This is a genomic window from Ancylobacter vacuolatus, from assembly GCF_030813595.1.
Taxonomy (GTDB): Bacteria; Pseudomonadota; Alphaproteobacteria; order Rhizobiales; family Xanthobacteraceae; genus Ancylobacter; species Ancylobacter vacuolatus.
On record NZ_JAUSUH010000007.1, the window covers coordinates 198,194 to 212,439 of the forward strand.

The window sequence follows — 14,246 nt, forward strand, 5'->3', positions numbered from 1 at the left end:
TCAGGCCCTCGCTGGGTCGGTGCCGCGCACGGGCGACGGGACGGGAGAGGTGGTGAAGGCGCCGAGCGTGCTGCGCTCCATGCCAGGATGCTCGCGCGTGGGCGGGGCGCTATCGATCGGCCCCTTCAGGGCGACCCGTCCGGCGAACCAGACGAAGGCCAGCAGCAGCACATTGTAGACGGCGAAGAAGATGAGGAGGCTGGTCGTCACCGCCCCGGCCGCGACCGGCGCCGCCGCATCGGCCGTGCGCAGCGCGCCATAGATGATCCAGGGCTGCCGTCCCGCCTCCGTCACCGTCCAGCCGGCCAGCACCGCAAGGAAGCCGAGCGGCGTCGTCGCCATGGTGAGAAACTGGAACCAGCGCGCGGTGAACAGCCTTCCGCGCAGGCGCAGCACGAAGCCGGTGATCGCGGTGGCCAGCAGCACCACGCCAATGCCGGCCATGATACGGAAGGCGAAGAACACGATCGGCACATTGGGCTGGTCCGCCGGCGGCACAGCTTTGAGGCCCTGCACCTGCCCGTCCCAGCTATGGGTGAGGTAGAGGCTGGCGAGGTGGGGAATGTCGATGGCATAGAGGTTCTTCTGCGCCGCCATGTCCGGCCAGGCGATCACTGTCATCGCCGGCCCCTTGGTGGTCTCCCACAGCCCCTCCATCGCGGCGAGCTTGGTCGGCTGCTCGACCATGGTGTTGCGGCCATGCATGTCGCCGATGAAGATCTGCAGCGGCGCCAGCACCAGCGCCAGCCACAGCGCCATGGAAAAGGCCGTGCGCGAGGCCGCCACATGCTGGCCGCGCCAGAGATGGAACGCCGAGACGCCGGCGATCACGAAGGAGCAGGTCAGGAAGCTCGCGCACACCATATGGGCGAGGCGATAGGGGAAGGAGGCGGTGAAGATCACGTCCCACCAGCTCACCACGTGATAGATGCCCTGCGCATCGGCGACCGCGCCTGCCGGGGTCTGCATCCAGCTATTGGCGGCGATGATCCAGGTGGACGAGATCAGCGCCCCCATCGCCACCATCAGGCAGGCGAAGAAGTGCGCGCCCTTGGACACCCTGCCCTCGCCGAACAGCATGATGCCGATGAAGCCGGCCTCCAGAAAGAAGGCGGTCATCGTCTCATAGGCGAAGAGCGGGCCGAGCACATTGGCGACCGAGCGCGAGAAGCCGGCCCAGTTGGTGCCGATCTCGTAGCTCAGCACGATGCCGGTGACGACGCCCATGCCGAAACCCAGAGCGAACAGCCGCATCCAGAAGCGCATCAGGTCGCGATAGACCGTGTTGCCGGTACGCCACCACAGGGCGCTGAGCACGGTGACGAACCAGGCGGTGCCGATGGTGAGTGTCGGCCACAGAATATGAAAGCCGATGGTGAAGGCGAATTGCAGGCGGGAAAGGGCGACCGCGTCCATGTCAGTTTGCTCCCGGCCGGGTGGTGGTCTTCACGAGGCGGACCGGCACCCCCTTCGACGAGGGGGTGAAGCTCTGCGGATCGTGGGCGTAGAGCGGCACCAGCGGGTTGGTCTCGGGGTAATAGGCGGCGCAGCTGCCATCGGGGAAGCTGTAGGCCACGACCTTGAAGCCGCGCACCGCCCGCGCGATGCCGTCCTGCGACAGGGTGAGGATGTCGACCCGGTCATCGGCCTTCAGGCCGCGCCGGTTCATCTCCGCCTCATTGAGGAACAGCACGTCGCGCTGGCCGTAGACGCCGCGATAGCGGTCGGAGAGCGAATAGAGCGTGGTGTTGTACTGGTCGTGGCTGCGCACGGTGGTCAGCCACAGCGCGTCGCGGTCATCGACCCTGGGGTCCTCGCACAGCCCCTCGCAGACCAGCAGGTTGGCCTTGCCGGACGGCGTCGCCCAGATCCGTTCGCGGGCGAGCGAGGTGAGATGGAAGCCGCCGGGCTCCTTGATCCGCTCATTGTAGCCCTGGAAGATCGGAAACACCGCCTCGATGTCGTCGCGGATCCGCGCATAGTCGGCGATCAGTTCCTCCCAAGCGACCCGGGAACGCGCGCCCAGCGTCGCCCGCGCCATGCCGGCGATGATGGCGGGCTCGCTCTTCAGCTGCTCGGAGGCCGGGCGGTTATGGCCGCGCGAGGCATGCACCATCGACATGGAATCCTCGACCGTGACCGCCTGCGGGCCGCCGGCCTGCTCGTCCAGCTCGGTGCGGCCGAGACAGGGCAGGATCAGCGCCTCGCGGCCATGCACGATATGGCTGCGGTTCAGCTTGGTGGCGATGTGGACGGTGAGGTCGAGCCGGCGCATCGCCGCCTGGGTCTGCTCCCAGTCGGGAATGGCGGCGGCGAAATTGCCGCCCAACCCGATGAAGACTTTGGCCTCGCCGCGCACCATGGCTTCCAGCGCGGTGACGACGTTGTGGCCGGGCGCGTGGGGCGGCGCGAAGCCGAAGCGTGCCTCAAGCGCGTTGAGCAGGGCATCGCTGGGCACTTCGGTGATGCCGACGGTGCGGTCGCCCTGCACGTTGGAATGGCCGCGCACCGGGCAGATGCCGGCACCCTCGCGGCCTATATTGCCGCGCAGCAGCGCCAGGTTGGCGAGTTGCTGGACGTTCTGCGTGCCGTGGCGGTGCTGGGTGATGCCCATGCCGAAGACGAGGATCGCCCGCTCGGCCTTCATATAGGCGTCGGCGGCGACCGCGATATCGGCCCGCGCAATGCCGGATTTGCGCTCGATATCTTCCCATTGCGTTGCCTTCAGATCGGCGATCAGCGCATCGATGCCGGTGGTGTGGCCGTGGATGAAATCCCAGTCCAGCACCGGCCCACGCCCCTGCGTGCGGGCGCTCTCGTCCGCCTCGACCATCAGCTTCATCATGCCCTTGATGAGCGCGACATCGCCGCCGACCCGGACCTGGAACAGGCGCTGGGAGATCGGCGTCGAGGTGAGTGTCGCCATCTCCACCGGGTTCTGCGGCGCCTGGAAGCGCTCCAGCGCCCGCTCGCGGAACGGGTTGAACGACATGATGGTGGCGCCGCGCCGCGAGGCGTTGCGCAGATCCGTCATCATGCGCGGGGAATTGGTGCCGGGGTTCTGGCCGAAGATGAAGATGCCGTCGGCTTTCTCGAAATCCTCCAGCAGCACCGTTCCCTTGCCGACGCCAAGCGACTGCGGCAGGCCGACGCTGGTGGCTTCGTGGCACATGTTGGAGCAGTCGGGGAAATTGTTGGTGCCATATTCGCGGGCGAAGAGCTGGTAGAGAAACGCGGCTTCATTGGAGGCGCGGCCCGAGGTGTAGAAATCCGCCATGTTCGGGTCCGGCAGCGCATTAAGGTGCCCCGCGACAATGGCAAAGGCCTCGTCCCAGCTCACCGGCACATAGGTGTCGGTGTAGGCGTCGTAGCGCATGGGATGGGTCAGGCGCCCCTGCATCTCCAGCTCGAAATCGGTGAAGGCCTCCAGCTCCGAGACGGTGTGGGCGGCGAAGAAGTCGGGTGTGCAGCGCTTCGTGGTCGCCTCCCACGCCACCGCCTTGCCGCCATTCTCGCAATACTCGAACGGCGAGGGATTCTTCGGGTCGGCCCAGCCGCAGCCGGGGCAGTCGAAGCCGCCATGCTGGTTCATGCGCGCCAATGTAGCCATGCCGGAGAGGGCGATATCCTGTTCGACGAGGGCGGCGCCCATCGCCTTGAGCGCCCCCCAGCCACCGGCCGGCTCGTGATAGGGACGAATAGTCTTCACAACGCCCATAGAAGTCTCCTACCGCGTGGTTTGAGAGATCGGTCGGCGTGTCGCCGCCATGGGAATCGTCGCGCTTCAGAACAGAGCTCAACCAACCCGGCTTCATCTAAAGACCAGAGTGGGCGCGGATAAATGATCTCATCATATACGGGGAGTAAACCTAGGTATTACGGCTGCTGCTCATGGTTGACATGACCTCCCGTCTGGCGCCATGCCGCGCGGCTCGCATGCCGAGGACACGCGGCGCTGTGGCAACGCGAAAGCCCATGGGCGGGTGGACGGCGCGGCATACCAAAGTGCGATACGCCCGTACGGCTGTATAATTTTCCCTCGCTGCGCAGTGCCTATGCTGGCTCAACGACCCATGGGATCGAGCCCGGCAAGGCGAAAGATGAGCGACGTACACGAAAGGTCCTTTTCTGCGCTTGGCAGCCCGCTCGCACTTGTGAGGGCGGCACTGGCGCCTGTTTCCTTCCTGGGACCCCGCCTTGTGTTCGGGCTACGCCTCGCGGCGTCCGTGTCTCTCGCGCTTTACATCACCTATTATCTCGAATTGCAGAACTCGTTCTGGGCAGCGACGACCGCCGCCATCGTCTGCCAGCCCAATCTTGGCGCCTCGCTGCAGAAAGGCCGCTACCGCGCGATCGGCACCATCATTGGTGGGCTGGTGATGGTGGCTTTGCTGGCGCTGTTCCCGCAGCAGCGCAATTGCCTGCTGCTCTGCCTGGCGCTTTGGTGCGGCCTGTGCGGTTTCGCGGTGGTGATGCTGCGCAACTTCGCCTCCTATGCCGCCGCCCTTTCCGGAATCACTGCGGTGATCATCTTCGCCGACACGCTGACGGACCCGAGCACGGCCTTCTTTCTCGCCGTCATCCGCGTGGGCGAGATCTGCATCGGCATCGCGTCGGCCGGGCTGGTGATGGTGCTGACCGATTTCGGCGCCGCGCGGCAGCTTCTCGCCCGCACGCTTCGGCAGACGGCGGAGCTGATTGCGTCGGGCTTCATCGCGACGCTGGCACGGGGCGGCGAGACGCCCGAGCTTGTGTCCGCGCGCCGCAGCGTCACCCGGGGCCTTGGCACGCTTCACGGCCAGATCGATGCCGCCATCGGCGAATCCTCCTATCTTCGCTCCCGCGCGGCCAATCTCCAGATCATGCTGGACGCGCTGGTCGGCGCCCTGGTGGGCTGGCGCAATGCCGGCGCGCATCTTGCCCTGCGTGGTGGCTGCCCGGCATTGATCGGCGAGCAGCTGGTTCCACTGCTGGAGCGCATCGACCTGGCGCAGCTCGACCACGCGCCCCGGCAGCTGCGCCAGACCGTCGAGGAGGTGCAGGCCGAGCTGCGGGCGCTCCCCATGCCGGATTCCGCCAGCTGCATCGCCATCGAGGCCTCGCGCGACGTCGCGACCGGGCTGGCCGGGCTGATCGACGCCATCCTTCTGCTGCGCGATCGCAAGAGCCCGCGCCTGGCCGCACCGCGACAACCCTTCGTCATTGCCGATCCGTTGCCGGCGGTGCTGAACGGTCTGCGGGTGTTCGCGGCGGTGCTGGCCATGTCGGCGTTCTGGGTGGTGTCCGCCTGGCCGAACGGGGCCTTCGCCATCGTGTTCGCGGCCGCCGGTACACTCATCTTCGGCTCCTTCGGCGATCAGGCGCGCGTCTTGGCGAAGGACTATGCGATTGGCGCGACCGTGATGGCCGCGCTCGGCGGGGTCCTCTATTTCGGCGTCCTGCCATCGCTGTCGACTTTCCCTGCTCTCATCGCACTGATCGTCCTCCTCTTCGTACCGCTCGGCATCCTGCAGGCCGGCACCTGGCACAATGTTGCCTTCCTCGGCATGTCCGTCGCGTCCCTCCCCCTGCTGGGGGTGGGAAACCCGATAAGCTACGACGCGGTCACCTATTTCAACCTTGCCCTGTCGATCGTTACCGGAACCGTCATCGGCACGCTGTTCTTCGTCGTCATGCCGACGATTCCGCCGCAGCAGCGTGCTCGCCGCCTTCTCGCCCTCTCGCTCCGCGATTTCCGCCGCCTGGCCCATGACAATCGGTCGGCCGATTTCGCTCGCTGGAACAAGCTGTTGGCACGGCGCGCCGAGGCGCTGCCGCCGCAGGCGACGTCCGAGGAGGCCGGCAGTCTGATGGCGTTGCTCTCGCTCGGCCAGGCGGTCATCCATCTCAGGATCGCAGCGTCCCGCGACCCCATCATCGGCGAGCTGCAACGCGCCATTGATGCCCTCGCCACAGGACAGCTCGCGATGGCTCGGGAGGCATTGCAGAGGTTAGCCCCCCAGCCCGTGCGGGCGCGTGCGGCGGTTGAAGTCATCATCGACGCCATCGACCTCCACGCCGAATTACTTACGGCTCGCATCGACACGCGCGCTCTCTTCCTGTCGACGTTCAGCTGAGAAAGCGAGGAACACGTGTACACGGAGATCAACATTCTCGGGGTCTATGTCGCCCCCTTCGCCGTGATGATGCTGGCGGCCTGGGTGGCAACATTTCCGTTGAGCCTGGTTGCCAATCACTTGGAAGTTACACGCCGGATCTGGCACCCCGGCCTGTTCAATCTCTGCATCTACATCATCATTCTTTCGCTCATCGTCCTTTATGTGGGGCCGCGGCAATGACCATCATCCATCCGGCCGACGACCGGCCATCGACATTTCGCGCCGTGCTGTCGGTCTTGCTGACCCTGAGCGCCCTCGGGGCGGCCGGCCTGCTCGGCTGGTGGATGTGGCAGGCCTATATGGCGAGCCCCTGGACACGCGACGGCACGGTGCGTGCCTATGTGGTCACGGTCACGCCGCAGGTCTCGGGCCGCATCGTCGAACTCCCCGTCAAGGGCGACCAGTTCGTGCGCAAGGGCGATCTGCTGATGGTCGTCGAGCCTGACGACTACCAGATCGCGCTCGCCAATGCCGAAGCCGCGGTCGCGCGCGCCAAGGCCGATCTCGACAACAAACAGGCGGAATCACAACGGCGCGCCCAGCTCACCGCCATTGCCGTGTCCAAGGAGGAGCAGCAGAGCTTCGCCGCCGTGGCGGACATGGCGGCCGCGGCATATCAGCAGGCCCTCGCCAATCGCGACCAAGCCAGGCTGAACCTCGGCCGCACGCGGATCGTCTCGCCGGTGAATGGTTACGTCACCAACCTTCTCGCCCAGCCCGGGGATTATGCCACGAACGGGCAACGTGTCCTCTCCGTGGTGGACAGTGACAGTTTCTGGGTCGACGCCTATTTCGAGGAATCGGTGCTCAACGGGATCCACCTCGGCGACACGGCTCGGGTCGCTCTCATGGCCTATCCCCAGAAGCTGACCGGCAAGGTCACGGGCATAGGGCGCGGAATTGCCGTTCCCAATGCGCAGCCCGATGGTTCCGGCCTTGCCACGGTCAACCCGGTCTTCACCTGGGTCCGGCTCGCCCAGCGCGTGCCCGTCCGGATCGTCCTCGACCATGTTCCGCCCGACATCACCCTCGCGGCCGGCCTGACGGCGACTGTATCAATCGTGGGACCTGGTACAATTGCGGACGCGAAAGCGCCGCACCAGGGCGAAGGTTCGCCCGTGACAGCGCCTGCGGTAAATAAGCTCCCTTGACCCTGCAACGTGACGCGCGCGAAGCCATTGTTGACAGGCAGGGCACCCGATCGGTTTGACAACGTTCCCTGCAATTTCGGAACGTCTGGTGCCGCGAACGTTAAAAGGGGCGCGACTTTGGTCATTGAGAAGGATTTCTGGACGTGCGCCACGACACGATGATTTCGATCATCGACGATGATGACGCTGTGCGAGCGGCAACCGCCAGCCTTGTCCGATCGCTGGGTTTCAAGACGAGCACGTTCGCCTCGGCCGACGACTTCCTCCGCTCGCCGCAGGTGCATGACAGCAATTGCGTGATCACCGATGTGCAGATGCCGGGCATGACCGGCCTGGAACTGCAGAATCGCCTTCTGGCCGATGGGCGTCACCTGCCGCTCATCTTCATCACGGCCTTTCCCGAGGAACGGGTGCGGCGTCAGGCGATGTCCGCCGGGGCGGCCGGCTTTTTCAGCAAGCCCTTCGATGGCAACGACATGATCGCCTGCATCGAAAGGGCGCTCACCCGCGCGGGCTGAGGCGGCAGGCGTCGCACAGCCCGTCATATGAGCGGGCGAACCGAACAGCCGGTTCCCGCGCTCCTTCTATTGTCGCGCTTCAACGCCACAGATTGCGGGCTTCTTGATCGCCGTTTGGCGACCGGGCTGGCAGTCGCGACAGGAGCCGATGATGAAGATCGATCTTTCCGGCAAGTCCGCCCTCGTCACCGGATCAACCGAAGGCATCGGCTTTGCGATTGCCAGGGGCCTCCAGGAAGCGGGAGCGCGCGTCGTCATCAATGGCCGCACCCAGGCCAAGGTCGACGCCGCCCTGACCCGCCTCGCTGCCTCGGCGCGGGGGCGCGCCATCGATCTCGGTACGCCGGACGGCGTGCGGGAGATGGTCGCGGCGGAGCCTTCCTTCGACATCGTCGTGAACAATCTCGGCATCTTCCAGCCCTCCGACTTCTTCGACACGACTGATGAGGTGTGGGAGGCGCACTGGCAGGTCAATGTCATGTCGGGGGTTCGCCTCGCCCGCGCCTATCTGCCGGGCATGGCCGCGCGGGGCTGGGGTCGCATGCTGTTCCTGGGTTCTGAGTCGGCCTTCAACATTCCGGTGGAGATGGTCCATTACGGGGTGAGCAAAACCGCCGACGTTGCGCTTGCCAGAGGTCTGGCCAAGCGCATGGCTGGCACCGGCGTCACCGTCAATTCGATCCTGCCCGGCCCGACGCTGTCCGAGGGCGTGGCCGAAATGCTCAAGGCCGATGTCGCCAGCGGGAAGACCCTGGAACAGGCCGGGGCCGACTTCGTGCAAGCTCACCGTCCGACCTCGATCATCCGCCGGCCAGCCACCGTCGAGGAAGTGGCGAACATGGCGGTCTACATCGCCTCCCCGCTCGCCTCGGCCACCACCGGTGCCGCGCTGCGGGTCGATGGCGGCGTGATTGACTCCATCATCTGACGTCCGGCGAGGAACGCCCATCATGAACGCTCGCATCCTCATTGTCGGCGGTTCGATCGGCGGCCTGTTCGCCGCCGTGCTGCTGAACCGCGCCGGCTTCGATGTCACCGTCACCGAACGCTCGATCCACGGCCTGGAAGGACGTGGCGCCGGGCTCGTGGCGCAGCGCGAGGTCTTCGATATCCTTCGCGAGGTCGGCGTCGAGCACATGGCGCAGATCGGGGTGGAGGCGCGCGAGCGGATTTATCTCGACCGCGCGGGCGACATCATCCACCGGCAGCGCACGCCGCAGACGCAACTGTCCTGGGACCTGCTGTTCGGCACCTTCCGCGAACTGCTGCCCGATATCCGCTACCAGAAAGGCCGGCGCGCGGTCGACATCCGGCAGGGCCCGGAGGGCGTGCAGGTCCGCTACGCCGATGGCGGTGAGGAGCGGGCGGATATTGTGATCGGCGCCGATGGTATTGGCTCGGCGGTGCGCTCCGCGGTCTGCGGACCGCATTCCCTGCCGGACTATGTTGGCTACGCCACCTGGCGCGGCCTGGTGCCCGAAGCTGAAATTCCGTCGGCGGCCGCCGAACAACTGTTCGAGCGCTTCGCCTTCTATGAAATGCCCGGCTCGCACATTCTTGGCTATCTCGTGCCGGGATCAGATGGCTCGACCGCTATCGGCCGTCGCCGGTATAATTGGGTTTGGTACCGCCGCTACGCACCTGATGAGCTCCACGCGGTGCTGACCGACGCCGACGCTGTGCGTCGCCCCTTCTCGCTCGCACCCGGTCATATGCGGCCCGAGATTGTTGCCGCGATGCGTGCAGATGCCGAACGGCTGCTGCCGCCCTCCTTCGCGGCCGCGGTGACGGCCGAGCCCCGCCCCTTCATTCACGCCATTTTCGACTATGCGCCGGCCCATATGGTCGCGGGCCGCGTGGCGCTGATGGGAGATGCCGCCTTTGTGGCGCGTCCGCACACCGCGATGGGCGTTGCCAAGGCCGCCGGCGATGCCTTCGCCCTGCGCAACGCCCTGCGTGGGACGCCCGATATCGATGCCGGGCTCGCCGCCTATGAGGCCGAACGCGCGCCCATCGGGCGCTCGATCGTCGCCTATGGGCAGCGGCTGGGGCAGTCTCTGGGGTAGTCCCCTCCCCGCCTTCCCTCAGTGCCGCGCGGCGCACCTGCCGTTGCAGGACATGGTGCGCCAGGGATAGCCGGCTGGAGCCGGCTGGGCGGGCCTGATGGCCGCCCAGCCTCACAGCGCCGCACTCAGCGGCGGATCCATGCCAGCGCTTGAAGCGCGGCCGCAACGGCGGCGAAGGCGGTGCCGAGGACGCTGACAAGGAACCAGCCCCCGGCCCCCCAGGCGAGGGTCGCCAGCGCGGAACCGAGCGCGCCACCCAGGAACATCGCTCCCATGAGCACCGTGTTGAGCCGAGCGCGCGCTTCCGGGCGCAGGGAGAAAACGATGTGCTGGTTGGAGACGAGCGCCGTCTGCATGCCAAAATCCAGCAGGATCACGCCGACAACCAGACCGGCCAGTGATCCCCAGACGCCGAACACCACCCAAGACACCAATGTGACGGCGGTTCCCAGGACCACGGCTCGGCTCGGCCCATGCCGATCGGCGAAGCGGCCGGCGAGCGGGGCGGCGAGAATGCCGACGGCACCGACCAGACCGAAGAGGCCGGCGACATCCGCCCCAAGGCCAAACCGTGGCTGCTCCAAGCGGAAGGCGAGGATCGTCCAGAACACGGTGAAGGCGGCGAACAGGGCGGCCTGCGTCAGCGCGGCCAGCCGGAGTGCCGGAAACTCGAACCAGAGATGCCAGACCGAGTGCAGCAACCGGCCATAGCTCATGCGAGAGTCCGGCGCGCTGTGCGGCAGGATCGCCGCCATCAGGCCCGCCGCCGCCAGGGCCATGGGGACGGCCAGCCAGAACATTTCCCGCCAGCCGCCATGGGTGGCGACAAATCCCGCCAGCGTGCGGCTCAGTAGGATGCCGGTAAGCAGGCCGGCCATCACCGTGCCGACGACCGCGCCTCGCCGCGCCGGCGGCGCCATATGTGCGGCGAGCGGCACGATCTGCTGGGCGACGGTCGAGGCCAGCCCGACGAGAAGCGAGGCCAGCACGATAAGTAGCGCGCTCGGTGCCAGTGCCGCGAGCACCAGCGCGGCGGCAAGCACGATGAACTGGCCGACGATGAGACGCCGACGCTCCATCAGATCGCCCAGCGGCACCAGCAGGAAGAGACCGAGCGCGTAGCCGAGCTGGGTCGCGGTCGGTATGGCGCCCGCCAGGCTGCCCGGCAGGTCCTGCTCGATCAGGGCGAGCATGGGCTGGTTGTAATAGATGTTGGCGACGGCGATGCCGGAGGCGGTGGCCATGGCGAAGGTAGACCCTGCGCCGATCATCGCCTTCGCAGGTGCGCCAGGGTGGATCTTTTCATGTTTCGACATCGCTCATGTTCCTGCATGTGAGGGGGCCAGCTCAGCTGTCTGTGCAGGAAAGTTAGAGCCGGGCGGAGGCTGCCGAAATCGGCCGTTCGGTTGCTTGGCTTATACGTGAGTGTGCTTGGCCGGCGTTCACGCCGTTTCTGGCGGTGACAGGTAATAGGTTTCGGCGAGATCGGTTTCCCGCATCAGAGTTCGCGCGAGATCATTTGAGATGTGTCGCTTGCGCGCCATGCCGATGACGGCGGCGCGCTCCGCCCTCAGCGCCAGCAGGCGTAGCGTGCGCTCGTCCTGCCGCGCGTGTTCCATCCCGCCCCGATCGTCCTTCGGCGCCGCTTCGGCGTGGCCGGACAAGTGTTCGAGCCGGCGCTGATAGTCCCCGGTCACCAGCGCTGCGGCCGCGATGAACTCGGTCTGCGGGTTGGCGCGCTGAGCGCCGGCGGTCGCGACCGCCGCCAGCGCCGCCTGAGTGGCCTGGATGCGCGCTTCCAGCGCAGCTTTGGTGCCGTCGGGCTCCACCGGAGAGGTCACACCGCGCAGCAGACGCGGCAGCGCCAGATTGGCAAGCACGAGCGAGGTGACGATCACGCCTGCCGCCATGACGATGACGACGTCACGGGCCGGAAATGCCGCGCCGTCATATCCCTTGAGTGGAAGGCTCATCGCCCCCGCCAGCGTCACCGCCCCCCGCACGCCGGCCACCGACATGGCGGCGACAAGACGCCAGTTCGTCCGAGGGCGGAGGGCCCCGCCGCCGGGACGACGCAGACGGATGATGGCGGTGACCCAGACGAAGCGGAGCAGCGCCAGCGCCACCGTGATCACCGCGATGCAGCCCCCTAGCCATGCCAGGCTACGGTGCCCGTCCTCGGCCACGCTGGCATTGATGTGCGAGAGCACGTTCGGCAATTGCTCGCCCAGCAGAAGGAATATGATGCCATTGAGCGTGAACTGGAGCGTCTCCCAGACGGTCGTTCGCCGAAGGCGCGTCATCGGCAGCGTGATGCCGCGCACTTCAAGCCGGCTCATCATCATGCCGGCGGAGACCGCCGCCAGCACCGCCGAGCAGCCGGCGCCGTCGGCAATAAGGTAGGCGCCGTAGGGCACGAGCAGGCTAATGATGATCTGCGTGGATGTAACCTCGCCCAGCTGCGAGCTCACCCACGTCTTGGCACCGGAGACGGCCCATGTCAGCGCCGCGCCGATCAGCACGCCCCCGATGGCGGTCCACGCCAATTCTGCCAACGCATCCCAGAAGTGAAAGGCCCCCGTCATCGTCGCCGCGACAGCAAGGCGCAGACAGACGAGCCCGGAAGCATCATTGAACAGTGCCTCGCCCTGAAGGATCCGCAGCATGCGGCGCGGCACCGGCACGTTCGCCACCATGGCGCCGGCGGCCACGACATCGGTCGGCGACACCACAGCCGCGAGTGCGAAGCAAACCGGGAGCGGCATCTCCGGCACCAGTATATGCAAGGGGTAGCCGATGCCGAGAACCGTGAAGAAGACGAGGCCGAAGGCCAGTGAGAGCACGGTCCCGGCATTGTCCGAAAGGTCTTCCGTCGGCACGCGCCACCCATCGAGAAAAAGCAGTGGCGGCAGGAAAAGGACAAAGAAGAGTTCGGGATCAAGTGTCACGCTGAACGGGCCGATCAGGCCGATCGCGGCGCCCAGCGCGATCTGGACAAGGGGCAAAGCCACCCGGTCGCGCAGCGTGCCAGCGATCCAGTGGCTCACAACGACGCCGAGCAGCAGAACAAGCACAATGTAGAAGTGATGCATGCCGGGAGCCCGCTCTCTGAACGGGCGACACTAGAAGAACCAGACCGCGCGTCTTTCGCGAAGCCACGTTGAAAGGGCCATAGACCGAGCCGCTCAGGCCCAGGCGATCACATCCGGCATTCGCGAAAAACCTCCTGCCGTTCCCCTCCTAGCGTCGCCGGGCACGTCACTGCCCGAACCGAATGGAGCCGACATCATGAGCAACGCAGACAAGCTCTCCTTCCGCTACCGCCTCGAACAGCAGCCTCCGCGGATTGGCGCGGGCGGCGTCACGCGCGGTGCTTCGGTGCGCGAATTTCCCGCAAGCATCGGCATCGCCGGCGTCTCGATGCGTCTGGCGCCCGGCTCGATGCGCGAAATGCACTGGCACGCCAATGCCGCAGAATGGGGGTACGTCGTCTCCGGCGGCTGTCGCACCACCCTGCTGAATCCCGACGGCAGCTGGGAGACCGACACCTTCGGCCCTGGCGATATCTGGTATTTTCCGCGCGGCTGGGGTCATTCGATCCAGGGTATCGGCCCCGGAGAGTGTCATTTCATCCTTATCTTCGACAATGGCGATTTCTCCGAGGATCACACCTTCAGCGTCACGGATTGGCTCGCTCACACGCCGCAGGCTGTGGTCGCGCAGAATCTAGGCCTCGGTGCCGACGACATCGCCCTGCTGCCGAAAGGCGAGGCCTATTTCGCTGCCGGCCCGGTGCCCGATGACAGCTCCTTCGATGCCGCGGCGCGCGGCACGCCGGCGCTGGTCAGTACCCATCGCTACCCGCTCGGTGCCCAGCAGCCGCGCCGCGTTCCCGGCGGCGGCACCCAAGTCTACGTGACCGAGAAGGAGTTCCCTATCTCGACCTCCATGGCCGGCTCCGTGCTGGAAATTCAGCCGGGTGCCATGCGTGAACTGCATTGGCATCCGAGCGCCGACGAGTGGCAGTATTACCTAGAGGGATCGGCGGAGATGGGCGTGTTCCTTGCCGAAGGCCAAGTCGTCATCGAGTCGTTCGAGCAAGGCGATGTCGGCTACGCCCCGATGGGATCGGGCCATTACATCCGCAACACCGGCGAGGGCATGCTGAGGGTTCTGGTCGGGTTCAATAACGGCCTTTATGAATCGAACGACCTCAGCGCGTGGCTCGCGTCCACCCCGCCGGATGTCCTGGCCACCAATCTGAACCTGCCCCGCGCCACGGCCGAACGTCTGCCGCACCGCACGCTCTTCATGGCGCCGCCGATCCGCGCGTGAGCCCCCAAGCGTTGCAAC

11 protein-coding genes are annotated in these 14,246 nt (G+C 66.3%); 7 read left to right on the forward strand and 4 right to left on the reverse strand.

Features of this window, described 5'->3' with window-relative positions:
* Both J2S76_RS16115 and J2S76_RS16120 read right to left on the reverse strand, forming a co-directional pair.
* Positions 1–1,416, reverse strand: coding sequence for a cytochrome ubiquinol oxidase subunit I (locus tag J2S76_RS16115; RefSeq protein ID WP_307061939.1), 1,416 nt, complete (start codon positions 1,414–1,416; stop codon positions 1–3).
* A 1-nt stretch (position 1,417) separates the two neighbouring features.
* The gene (locus J2S76_RS16120) at positions 1,418–3,718 is read right to left on the reverse strand and encodes an FdhF/YdeP family oxidoreductase (RefSeq protein ID WP_307061941.1); all 2,301 of its coding nucleotides are present in this window, start codon (positions 3,716–3,718) and stop codon (positions 1,418–1,420) included.
* A 202-nt stretch (positions 3,719–3,920) separates the two neighbouring features.
* On the opposite strand from J2S76_RS16120, the gene J2S76_RS16125 reads away from it, so the two are divergent.
* The 6 genes from J2S76_RS16125 (at position 3,921) to J2S76_RS16150 (ending at position 9,893) form a co-directional block, all read left to right on the forward strand.
* Positions 3,921–6,116: an FUSC family protein gene (locus J2S76_RS16125; RefSeq protein WP_307061943.1), complete on the forward strand. Its 2,196-nt coding sequence runs from the start codon at positions 3,921–3,923 to the stop codon at positions 6,114–6,116.
* A 15-nt stretch (positions 6,117–6,131) separates the two neighbouring features.
* Positions 6,132–6,338 (forward strand): DUF1656 domain-containing protein, encoded by a 207-nt coding sequence (locus J2S76_RS16130; protein ID WP_307061945.1) that lies wholly within the window; start codon positions 6,132–6,134, stop codon positions 6,336–6,338.
* Positions 6,335–7,309, forward strand: a complete 975-nt coding sequence (locus J2S76_RS16135; RefSeq protein ID WP_307061947.1) for an efflux RND transporter periplasmic adaptor subunit — start codon at positions 6,335–6,337, stop codon at positions 7,307–7,309. Before J2S76_RS16130 ends, J2S76_RS16135 begins: the two co-directional genes overlap by 4 nt.
* Positions 7,310–7,467: 158 nt before the next feature.
* Positions 7,468–7,827, forward strand: coding sequence for a response regulator transcription factor (locus tag J2S76_RS16140; protein WP_307062003.1), 360 nt, complete (start codon positions 7,468–7,470; stop codon positions 7,825–7,827).
* Between the two features lie 151 nt (positions 7,828–7,978).
* Positions 7,979–8,755 carry an SDR family NAD(P)-dependent oxidoreductase gene (locus J2S76_RS16145; RefSeq protein ID WP_307061949.1) on the forward strand — a complete coding sequence of 259 codons (777 nt, stop codon included), beginning with the start codon at positions 7,979–7,981 and terminating at the stop codon, positions 8,753–8,755.
* Between the two features lie 22 nt (positions 8,756–8,777).
* Positions 8,778–9,893 carry an FAD binding domain-containing protein gene (locus tag J2S76_RS16150; protein ID WP_307061951.1) on the forward strand — a complete coding sequence of 372 codons (1,116 nt, stop codon included), beginning with the start codon at positions 8,778–8,780 and terminating at the stop codon, positions 9,891–9,893.
* 125 nt (positions 9,894–10,018) lie between these two features.
* Here J2S76_RS16150 and J2S76_RS16155 read toward each other — a convergent pair whose 3' ends face one another.
* On the reverse strand, positions 10,019–11,209 hold the full coding sequence (locus J2S76_RS16155) for an MFS transporter (protein ID WP_307061953.1): 1,191 nt from the start codon (positions 11,207–11,209) through the stop codon (positions 10,019–10,021).
* Positions 11,210–11,335: 126 nt separating this feature from the next.
* Complete coding sequence (locus J2S76_RS16160) at positions 11,336–12,985, reverse strand: Na+/H+ antiporter (protein WP_307061955.1); 1,650 nt, start codon at positions 12,983–12,985, stop codon at positions 11,336–11,338.
* Positions 12,986–13,181: 196 nt separating this feature from the next.
* Here J2S76_RS16160 and J2S76_RS16165 point away from each other — a divergent pair, with 196 nt between their 5' ends.
* Entirely contained in the window at positions 13,182–14,228 is a 1,047-nt protein-coding gene (locus J2S76_RS16165; RefSeq protein ID WP_307061957.1) for a cupin domain-containing protein, read from the forward strand.
* The last annotated feature ends 18 nt before the right edge of the window (positions 14,229–14,246 follow it).